Here is a 10,366-nt window from a genome sequence, read left to right as displayed (position 1 = left end):
CTTTGCATCATTACAAATGGCATTGTGGCCGAGTGGCTAGGCAGAGCTCTGCAAAAGCTTGTACAGCGGTTCGAATCCGCTCGATGCCTCCAAAAAAAACCCTCTAATTAGAGGGCTTTTTTTATAATATATTATGTATAAGGGTTTTAAAAAATATACTATTCTCTTATATGCTCTATTTGTTCAATACCTTTTTCTATATTGAATTTGTCTTTTGGTAAAAATCCCTTAATAATAAGCACCAATCCGCATATAATTAAAACAATACCTAAAATCTTCTTTACAAGTCTAATTCTCTCAAAAGTCAATTTTTTCTTTAATTGCTTTGCTAATAATATTTTAAAAATGTCGGTAATAAAATAGGTAGATAAAACCGCAGAGAAAAAAATAATAATTCTATTAGAATCATTATTTAAACTAGGACCAACAACAATTATTATTCCAAGCCAAAAGACCAAAACACCAATATTAATAAAATTGAGTAAAAATCCTTTTATTAATAAGCTAACATAGTGGCCAGAAGTAATTTTTATACTTTCTTCTTTTTTAACTTCCTTTTTTACAATACTAGTGATACCATAAATTACGAGTATTACACCACCAAATACGTATAATCCAGGTTCGTTGCTTAAATTTTCTAATAATTGAAAACTACTAAAATAAGCTACAGTAATAAATACAATATCTGCAAGAATAACTCCTAAGTTAAAAACAATTGCCGCTCTAAAACCTTTTATTGCACTAGTTTCTAAAAGCACAAAAAATACAGGGCCAATCATAAAACTTAATAAAAATCCAAGAGGAATAGCACCTTGTATATCTTCTAACATAAAAAGGGGAAATTACATTTTAGTTATTTTACCACCGAAAATTGTTTTTTCTTCGAGCTTTGTTGGGTTACCATATACTAATACTTCACCTCCGGCTTTTACAGAAGCTTTTACATAATCCGTAGCATATATTTCTGCTCTTGAGCCAGCATTTACATTAATTGTAGAGAATTTTGTTTTTAAATCTTTCCCTTCATAAATTCCGCCTGTATTAATTGCGACATCTTGTAAATCGGATGTTCCAGAAGTTTCTATTACACCACCTGTAACTGTTTTTATAAGAAGTTGTTCTACTTCAGCAGCTATAACTAATTCTCCTCCTTCTTGTGCTTTTAATTCTAAAACATCTTGTGTTATTGTCTTTTCTGATACTATTCTTGCATCTTCATTAACATCTATAATAACAATTGGTTCTGTGTAATATAAATCAATAAAAGTTTTATAACCACTAAAAATTTTATTGATTTCCATGCGTATTTTTAATACACCTTCTTTATTTACAAAAACAACTTTATCTATATTATCTCCAGTAATAATAGCCTTATTTTCTGTGCTTTGGATTAAATTAATAGACAAGCCATCGAAGCCTTTTAATTCTGTAAACTTAGATAAGCTTACGGTTATTTCTTCATTTTGAGCACATAAAGTCTGTAGACTAATTGTGATTAAAAGTAAAAATAAAACTGTTTTTTTCATATTCGTTTTTATGTAAGTACATACTAAAACAAAATTTATTCCAAAATAGGAATTTATTCATTTTTCCCAATAAGAGAAAAATCTAAGTGTCGTTTTATTAAATCTGTATTCTTAACCATTACAACAACTTCATCTCCTAATTGATAGGTAGTTTTTGTTTTTTCTCCTGTAATAGAATACTCTTTCTCATCAAATATATAATAATCTCCTTTTATATCTCTTATACTGACCATTCCTTCACATTTGTTTTCAATTATTTCTACATAAATACCCCATTCTGTTACCCCACTTATAACACCAATAAACTCTTTATCTTGGTGATCTTGCATAAATTTAATCTGCATGTATTTTATAGAATCTCTTTCTGCTCTAGAAGATAAAATTTCCATATCGGAAGAATGTTTACATTTTTCTTCATATGCCTCTGCATTAGCCGTTTTTCCTCCGTCTAAATAATGTTGTAATAAACGGTGTACCATTACATCTGGATATCTTCTAATTGGTGATGTAAAATGCGAGTAATAATCAAACGCTAAACCATAATGCCCTATGTTTTTTGTAGTATAGGTTGCTTTACTCATACTACGAATAGCTAAGGTATCTACTAAATTTTGTTCCTTTTGCCCTTTAACATCTTCTAAAAGCTGGTTTAAAGAAGCGCTAATAGATTTTTTATCTTTAAAGTCTAACTTATGTCCGAAACGAGAAATAATTCCATTAAGTGCTATTAATTTATCTTCATTAGGATCATCATGTATTCTATAAACAAAAGTTTTTTCTGGTTTTTGTTTACCAATAAATGCAGCAACTTTTCTATTTGCTAGTAACATAAACTCTTCTATAAGTTTATTAGCATCTTTTGCTTCTTTAAAATAAACACTAGTAGGTACACTTTCTTTATTTAAATTAAAACGAACCTCCACTTTATCAAAAGAAATAGCACCATTTTGCATACGTTTAGTACGCATAATTTTAGCTAATTTATCCATTACTAAAGTAGCATTTACTACTTCATCTGAAACTATATAAGAAGAATTACGTATGGAAACTTCTTCCGGAATATCTCCATCTTCTGTTTCTATAATATGCTGTGCTTCTTCATAAGCAAAACGTTCGTTAGAATTTATTACTGTTCTACCAAACCATTCCTTAATAACATTGGTATTTTTATCTATTTCAAAAATTGCAGAAAAAGTGTATTTTTCTTCATTTGGTCTTAAGGAACATGCATTGTTAGATAATACTTCTGGTAACATTGGTACTACTCTATCTACTAAGTATACAGATGTAGCTCTTTCATAAGCTTCATCATCTAAAATCGTATTTTCTTGTAAATAATGAGAAACATCTGCTATATGTATTCCTATTTCATAATTTCCATTTTCGAGAACTTCAAAAGATAAAGCATCATCAAAATCTTTAGCATCTTTAGGATCTATAGTAAATGTTAATACATTACGCATATCTCTACGCTTGGCAATTTCTTCTTCTTTAATAGAAGTGTCTAATTTTTGTGCATAACTTTCTACTTCTACAGGAAACTCATACGGTAAACCATATTCGGCTAAAATGGAATGTATTTCTGTATTATGTTCTCCTGGTTTTCCTAAAACTTCTTTTATTATTCCAAAAGGAGAATCTGTTCTATCTGGCCATTCTGTTATTTCAACAATTACTTTATCGCCATCTTCTGCTTTTCCTATTTTATCTTTGGATACAAAAATATCGGTATACATTCTAACATCTGTAGGTCTTATAAAAGCAAAATCCTTTTGCATATCTACAATACCAACAAATTCAGTCTTATTACGAGTAACTATTTTTGTTATTTCTCCTTCTAATTTTTTACCATTTCTTTTTGGATAAACATAGACTTCCACAGTATCTCTATGAAAAGCTTTATTTACTTTATTATTAGGAATAAAGACATCATCTTCCATTCCTTCTATAATAATATAGGCATTTCCTCTACTTGTAATATCTACAATACCCGTTTGGTATGTTTTTGTAGAAGCTATGACTTTATAATGGCCTCTGGTTTCTTCTAAAATTCTTTTTTTCTCTTTTAATTGAACTAATTTCTTTATTAGTTGGTTTCTATCATGAGCATCTGTTATGTTCATTCTAGAAGCTATTTGTTTATAAGTAAAACTATTTTTAGGATCCTTTTCTAAAACTGTAAAAATTCCTTTAGTAATTTCGTTATTTCTGTGATTCTTTGATTTCTTATTTCTCTTTGACATTAATCTTTCTTTCTAATTTGTCGGAAAATTACGAATTATAATTCAGTACCTATTATTTTAGTCATTACACTAAAATAATTTTAACGTTATTAACATATATATAATATTCATTTTTCTTTTATTTAAATTTTAAAAAACAATGGTGGTTATTATAGCTTGTTAATAGTGGGTATAAAAAAATGAAGAATAATTTGTATTGAACCGTTTTTAATTTTTGTTGACAATTTATACAAGTATAATTTTTATAGTTATCAATACATTACATATCTTATTAACACATATTGATAACCTCTGTTAACATAAAATTAAGGATAAGTAATTATTAATTTAGTGTTAACTTCTATAAAGTAATACTTAATATCTTTCTATTATATTCTAAGAAGTTAATTAGTTTTTCTAAATTTCTTTTCTAAGGCAAAATTCAATTGAGAAATCAAAATTATAAAGTTATTTTCTATAGAAAGTTTATGAACAAGTAATACAACAATTTAAGGGTGTAATTAACAATTGTTAATTTACATACTATAAAAAACGTTGTGAAACAGCTAATTATTGTGGTATACGCTTATCTATTGTACATTTGTACTATTAACCACAACACCAAACAAATGAAAATAGCTATAGGTAATGATCACGCTGGTACAGAATATAAACTTGCAATAGTAGGTTTATTAAAATCTCTAAATATAGAAGTTAATAACTATGGTACAGATGGTACGGATAGTGTTGACTATGCTGATTTTGTACACCCAGTAGCAAATGATGTTGAAAACGATGTGGTAGATTTAGGTATAATTATTTGTGGTAGTGGTAATGGTGCATCTATGACTGCTAATAAACACCAAAAAGTTCGTTCTGCTTTATGCTGGAATAAAGAAATTGTAGCTTTAGCAAGGGAACATAATGATGCTAATATATTAAGTTTACCTGCTCGGTTTATTTCTTTACCACAAGCATTAGAAATGGTAAATACTTTTTTGAATACTGATTTTGAAGGAGGTAGACACGAGCGTAGAATAGAAAAAATGCCTTGTAAATAATATATGCTTTCTTTTAAAGAAACAGAATTATTAATAAAAGCTAATATTACAGCAACTCCGATAAGAATATTAGTTTTATCTACATTTTTAAAATATAAAGAAGCATTTTCCTTAAAAAACATGGAAGATGCTTTATTTTTTACTGAAAAGTCTACCATTTTTAGAACATTACAACTTTTTGAAAGTAAAGGAATTGTTCATACAATAATTGCTTCTGATGGTATTAAAAGTTATGCTTTGTGTTCTATTAGTTGTATAAGAGAAGCGCATAAACATTCTCATGCACATTTAAAATGTAAAAGGTGTCTAAAAATTTATTGTATACCTGTTAATAGTAAGAATTTACATTTAAAGGATTATAAATTTGATGATATTCAGATATTTATAAATGGTATATGTAAAGTCTGCAACTCAATTGCATTACCTTAGATGTACTTTTGTTAAAAAGAAATTTATGGCGCACTCTCATCATAATCATTCTCATAACCATGCACATCCAGATTTAAAAGGTAGGAATCTTATATTTTCTATTTTTTTAAATATATTAATTACGATTGCACAGGTAATAGGTGGAATTATTTCTGGTAGTTTATCTCTTTTATCTGATGCACTTCATAATTTTAGCGATGTAGTTTCTTTACTAGTTAGTTATATAGCAAACAAACTTTCTAAAAAGAAAGCTTCTACTAATAAAACTTTTGGTTATAAAAGAGCCGAAATTATAGCTGCTTTTGTAAATGCAGCGGCGTTAATTGTGGTAGCAATAATCCTTATTAAAGAGGCAATAGAAAGGTTTATGCATCCACAAGAAGTAGAATCTAATCTTGTTATTTGGCTGTCTTTATTAGGAATTGTAGCAAACGGATTAAGTGTTTTTCTATTAAAAAAAGATGCAGATAGTAATATGAATATGCGGTCTGCTTATTTACACTTATTAACAGACATGTTAGCATCTGTCGCTGTTTTAATAGGTGGATTGTTAATGAAATATTTTCAAATGTATTGGGTAGATCCTTTCTTAACCTTGGCTATTGCCCTATACTTAATATATATGGGTTATGACTTACTTATAGATTCTACTAAGGTTTTAATGTTATTTACTCCGGATACAATTAAAGTACAAGAAATTGTAGATGTTGTTAATAAGATTCCTAGTGTTAAAAACATACACCATATTCATATTTGGCAATTAAATGAGGACGAAGTACATTTTGAAGCACACATAGATTTTAAAGAAAATATAAAACTCTCGGAGTTCGATGCTATTTTAGAACAAATTGAAGAAGAATTATATCATAACTACGGAATTAACCATGTTAACATTCAACCAGAGTTTGGAAAATGTGATAGTAAACATATAATAGTACAAGACTAATGCTAGAGATTAAAACAAAAACATTTCAAGAATTTACGACAGAAGAGCTTTATAAAATTTTACAATTGCGTAGCGAAGTATTTGTGTTAGAACAAGACTGTGTTTACCAAGATATAGATAATAAAGACCAAAGTGCTTTACATATTATAGGAACAAAAAACGGTGAAATAGTTGCTTATACCAGAATATTTGCTCCAGGACTATATTTTAAAGATGCTAGTATTGGTAGAGTAGTAGTAAAACAATCGGAACGTAAATATGGTTATGGAAAGGTGGTAATGGAGGCATCTATTAAGGCTGTAAAAACACATTTTAACCAAATAAAAATTCATATTTCTGCTCAAGAATATCTAATAAAATTTTATACCTCTTTAGGTTTTAAACAAGTTGGTGAAGGGTATTTAGAGGATAATATTCCGCATGTAGGAATGGTAAAAGATTCTTAATTCTAGCTTACTTACGAAAATTAGTGAGGATTTTCTATTCAGTTTTTATTTTCTAAATCAGGTGTTTACCCACGTAGCAAACCTAAAGTAGCCTTTTAGCAACCCCATTTTCTATTAAATAATCTAATTTTAGAATAAGGTTTAATGGTTTTTCTACTTTGTTGTTTGATGAAAAATAGAGATACCCTTCTTGGTAATTATGCAACTCTTTAATATTTATTTTTCCATGCGTTTTGTTTTTTACATCTATATAACTGCAAAGAGTTTCTTGGGTAATTTTTTTTGATTTTAATAATGCAATCAACTTACTTCTATTTACCAATGTTATTTTACAAGATGTAAATTTATCGGGATCATCTTTATAAATAGCAGTTATTAAAGCATAAAAATCTGTGGTTTTGGTAGTATCAAAAAGCCAACCTTTTTTAAGAGAATCACCTTTTAAATAATTAATTTCAAATGCAAAAGTAGGTAAGTCTTCTCCAATATAATCTAGCTGTGCTTTTTCATCAATAGCATAAACTTTCCTGGTTTTTTTATGAGTAAAGTATGCATCTATACCTTGTAATTGTTGTTTGTAATTATGAATACGTTCTGTATGGTAGTTTTTTAAATGCTTTTGGTATAAAGTATCTAAAAAAACAGCGAGCTCTTTTTCTTTTTGTAAGTCCTTTTTAAAATTGCTCTGGACTCCCACAATTTAAGAATTAATAATATTATAAAGTTCTTTTGCTATACCCTCTACTACACCTACAACCAAAGCATTCCCCATAAAGAAAGCTCTTTTGGTGTTTGATATTCCTTCTAATAGCGTATGATTATCTGGGAACATATTTAAACGCTCTAATTCTATTGGTGTTAATCTTCGCAAACCTTTAGGTGTAGATACAACATGCTTAAATCTGGATGCACTTTTACCGCCTTCTCCTGTAATAATGGTTCTAGAAGCATTATCTAAGGCATCTGGAAAAATCATGGAGCCTTCACTATAATTATATGTAAAACCACTTTTAGCAGTGCGAACCTCTTTTTTAGAGCCTTTTAAATATTTCCATTTAGAGATGTCTTTTTCGTCAATATAAAACTCAGGAGTTACTTCTCCATTTTGTAAAATATCTTTTAACACCGTTTTTTTAGAGGTTAATTTTGGTGTTGTTTTAGAGGTATAAACCGTTCCTTCACAAAAAATACCAGTGTTTAGAAAAGGAGATAATTTTTCTTCTTTATTAAAGGAGTCCGATAAATTTACCAGGTTTCCTTCTATTTTAAACTCGGCATCTATTTTTAGTTTCGGTGCTATTGGAAAAGCTTTAGCTATAGTTCCTGTTTTACAAAGCCATTCTAATTTATTTACTTTCTTAAGTTTTTTATAGACAGCTGTTGATTTATGATAGGCTAAGAAAAATATACGCCGCCTTCTTTGTGGCATTCCGTAGTCTGCAGCATTAATAACACGCCACTCTACAGCATAACCTAAAGTATCTAAACTTTGAAGCATGATAGCAAAATCTCTTCCGCGTTGTGCTGTCGGAGATTTTAATAAACGGTCTACATTTTCTAAAAATAAATATTTAGGAGCATTTTTCTTTTCCGATAGAATTCGATGTATAGACCACCACAAGACACCTTTTTTACCAATAAGACCTTTAGAATTTTGAGAGGTAGTAGCAACAGAATAATCTTGGCAAGGGAAACCACCTACCAAAATATCGGCATCTGGAATATTAGAAATAGGAACACTAGCAATATCTTCATTGCTGTGGTTTTTATCCCCAAAATTAGCTTCATAAACCATAGAGGCATGCTGCGTTTTGGTACTTGGTTCCCATTGGTTAGACCATACAATCTGGTATTTATCTGTTTTTTCGAGCCCTAGTCTAAATCCACCAACACCCGCAAAAAGTTCTATTACTTTTAGTTTTTTCATATCGTAGTGGCTAAAATTAGTTAAAATGAAGTAGATAGTTTTAAATATTTGGTAGGTAAGTCCTTAAAAAGTTCTAATTTTCAAAAAAAATTATACATGACTTTTATATCTAGAGCTCGGTTAGCACTGCTTTTTATTGGAATATTGATTTCTTCTTGTATAGAAACACCGAAAATAGAAAAAGCACCTTTGTTAGATGAAATTGCCGAAGTTAAAGCAGAATATGCACCAGATAAAAGAGTAGCAATTTTTGCTATTGCTGCTTTTAATACTGAGGGAGCCTATATTTTAAAAGGAGAAAGTAATTTACCAAGAGCCATACAGGAATTAAAAGAGAATCTTAAAGAACAGAACATAACTTTTATAGATAGTATTTCTGTTTTACCAAAAGAAGAATTAGAAGGAAAAACAAAAGGGGTCGTTACTATTTCTGTTGCTAATATTAGAAGCAATCCAAAACACTCTGCAGAATTAGCTACACAAGCCACTTTAGGAACACCTGTAAATATACTAAAAAGAGAAGGAGACTGGGTTTTAATTCAGACACCAGACAAATACATTTCTTGGGTAGATTCTGGTGCAATTGTGGCGCTTATGAAAGACGAATTTTTAAGATGGAAAAAAGTTCCAAAAATAATATACACGCAAACTATGGGTTATGTTTATTCTGGAGCGGATAGAGACACCCAAGTGGTATCAGATATTGTTGCTGGTAGTGTGTTAGAATTGGTAAAGCAAGACGCGCGTTTTTATGAAGTACGTTTTCCAGATGGGAGAAAAGGGTTTGTTATAAAAGCGGAAGCCTTAGATTATGAAAGTTGGATTTCTAAAATAAACCCAACAGAAGAAAGCTTGGTTGCGACTTCTAAGAAATTTATGGGTTTACCGTACTTATGGGGAGGAACATCTACCAAAGGAGTAGATTGTAGCGGTTTTACAAAAAGTATTTATTTTTTAAACGGAATGGTAATTCCAAGAGATGCATCGCAACAAGTAAACACGGGTAAAGCTATAGATTCTATTAAAAATTTTAAGAACCTACAAAAAGGAGATTTGCTGTTTTTTGGCAGAAAAAGAACCGATTCAACCAAAGAGAGAGTAGTACATGTTGGTATGTGGATTGGTAACAATGAGTTTATACATGCCTCTGGTTCTGGGCGTGTACAAATAGGTAGTATAGATAATAAAGCAGCGAATTTTGATGCGGATAATTTAGAGAGGTATTTATGTTCTAAACGAATATTAAAAGAAAAAGATAATGCATTAGTAAATTTGGTAAACACTCCTGTTTTTAAGGATTGATTCACTTATATATTTACTTTAAAATAGAATCATTAGCTAGTTGGGGCTAATCTGTTCTGTGGAATCGGAGACGATTTTCATATCACCATAGAAAGAAAGTAATTTATTTTTATCAGCGAATCGGCCTCCCAAATCGCTCTCTGTAGGTGTTTTAACTAAGACGGTATTCCATTTACCTTCTATTCCTATATATTGTTCTTGAATGTCATGAATATAAGGCATATCTGCAAGGCAATCCTCAACAATATCTATAATTACCTTTCTTTCCTTTGGAGCTACATTTTTTAGGTCTTTAATACGAAGTAACACTAAAATTTTATCTTCTTGTATGTCACTAAAGTATTCAATTTTCTTTGTATCGATGCCACTTTCTATATCATAAGTAACACATTGTTTTAAGGTAATAGAGGGTCAAGTATAATTTTAGGGGACTAGTAAGATTTATGCATAAATTTTAGATAGTCTGTAGAGGAAAAATGTAATTTCTCTGACTCCTCTAAACTGTGC

11 protein-coding genes and 1 tRNA gene are annotated in these 10,366 nt (G+C 29.7%); 6 read left to right on the top strand and 6 right to left on the bottom strand.

All coding sequences use genetic code 11. From position 1 onward, the window contains the following. Nucleotides 1–18: 18 nt before the first annotated feature. Nucleotides 19–92, top strand: a tRNA-Cys gene (locus QZZ51_RS14565). A gap of 66 nt (nucleotides 93–158) precedes the next feature. Here the strand turns inward: QZZ51_RS14565 and QZZ51_RS14560 are convergent. Genes QZZ51_RS14560 through rnr form a run of 3 tightly spaced genes read right to left on the bottom strand, consistent with a single transcriptional unit; the run spans nucleotide 159 to nucleotide 3,769 of the window. Next, the gene (locus tag QZZ51_RS14560; RefSeq protein WP_291870956.1) at nucleotides 159–830 is read right to left on the bottom strand and encodes a LysE family transporter; all 672 of its coding nucleotides are present in this window, start codon (nucleotides 828–830) and stop codon (nucleotides 159–161) included. A gap of 12 nt (nucleotides 831–842) precedes the next feature. Beyond that, a complete protein-coding gene (locus tag QZZ51_RS14555; protein ID WP_291870954.1) occupies nucleotides 843–1,526 on the bottom strand; it encodes a head GIN domain-containing protein in 684 nt (227 codons plus the stop codon). Nucleotides 1,527–1,579: 53 nt separating this feature from the next. Continuing rightward, on the bottom strand, nucleotides 1,580–3,769 hold the full coding sequence (gene rnr, locus QZZ51_RS14550) for a ribonuclease R (RefSeq protein WP_291870952.1): 2,190 nt from the start codon (nucleotides 3,767–3,769) through the stop codon (nucleotides 1,580–1,582). 608 nt (nucleotides 3,770–4,377) lie between these two features. Here rnr and QZZ51_RS14545 point away from each other — a divergent pair. Genes QZZ51_RS14545 through QZZ51_RS14530 form a run of 4 tightly spaced genes read left to right on the top strand, consistent with a single transcriptional unit; the run spans nucleotide 4,378 to nucleotide 6,630 of the window. Beyond that, entirely contained in the window at nucleotides 4,378–4,809 is a 432-nt protein-coding gene (locus QZZ51_RS14545) for an RpiB/LacA/LacB family sugar-phosphate isomerase (protein ID WP_291870950.1), read from the top strand. 3 nt (nucleotides 4,810–4,812) lie between these two features. Then, nucleotides 4,813–5,238, top strand: a complete 426-nt coding sequence (locus QZZ51_RS14540) for a transcriptional repressor (protein ID WP_291870947.1) — start codon at nucleotides 4,813–4,815, stop codon at nucleotides 5,236–5,238. A 25-nt stretch (nucleotides 5,239–5,263) separates the two neighbouring features. Continuing rightward, nucleotides 5,264–6,184, top strand: coding sequence for a cation diffusion facilitator family transporter (locus QZZ51_RS14535; protein ID WP_291870945.1), 921 nt, complete (start codon nucleotides 5,264–5,266; stop codon nucleotides 6,182–6,184). Next, complete coding sequence (locus tag QZZ51_RS14530) at nucleotides 6,184–6,630, top strand: GNAT family N-acetyltransferase (protein ID WP_291870943.1); 447 nt, start codon at nucleotides 6,184–6,186, stop codon at nucleotides 6,628–6,630. Before QZZ51_RS14535 ends, QZZ51_RS14530 begins: the two co-directional genes overlap by 1 nt. A gap of 82 nt (nucleotides 6,631–6,712) precedes the next feature. On the opposite strand, the gene QZZ51_RS14525 is transcribed toward QZZ51_RS14530, so the two are convergent. Further along, nucleotides 6,713–7,327: a hypothetical protein gene (locus QZZ51_RS14525; protein ID WP_291870941.1), complete on the bottom strand. Its 615-nt coding sequence runs from the start codon at nucleotides 7,325–7,327 to the stop codon at nucleotides 6,713–6,715. A gap of 3 nt (nucleotides 7,328–7,330) precedes the next feature. Further along, on the bottom strand, nucleotides 7,331–8,557 hold the full coding sequence (gene dcm / locus QZZ51_RS14520; protein WP_291870939.1) for a DNA (cytosine-5-)-methyltransferase: 1,227 nt from the start codon (nucleotides 8,555–8,557) through the stop codon (nucleotides 7,331–7,333). A gap of 96 nt (nucleotides 8,558–8,653) precedes the next feature. On the opposite strand from dcm, the gene QZZ51_RS14515 reads away from it, so the two are divergent. Then, nucleotides 8,654–9,859, top strand: coding sequence for an NlpC/P60 family protein (locus QZZ51_RS14515; protein ID WP_291870937.1), 1,206 nt, complete (start codon nucleotides 8,654–8,656; stop codon nucleotides 9,857–9,859). A 36-nt stretch (nucleotides 9,860–9,895) separates the two neighbouring features. On the opposite strand, the gene QZZ51_RS14510 is transcribed toward QZZ51_RS14515, so the two are convergent. Beyond that, nucleotides 9,896–10,168, bottom strand: coding sequence for a hypothetical protein (locus tag QZZ51_RS14510; RefSeq protein WP_291870935.1), 273 nt, complete (start codon nucleotides 10,166–10,168; stop codon nucleotides 9,896–9,898). Nucleotides 10,169–10,366 lie beyond the last annotated feature (198 nt).

This window comes from Maribacter sp. (assembly GCF_016744255.1).
In the GTDB taxonomy this organism is placed as follows: domain Bacteria; phylum Bacteroidota; class Bacteroidia; order Flavobacteriales; family Flavobacteriaceae; genus Maribacter_B.
The sequence above is the reverse complement of the archived record's forward strand: the minus strand, read 5'-3'. Positions and strand labels throughout refer to the sequence as shown.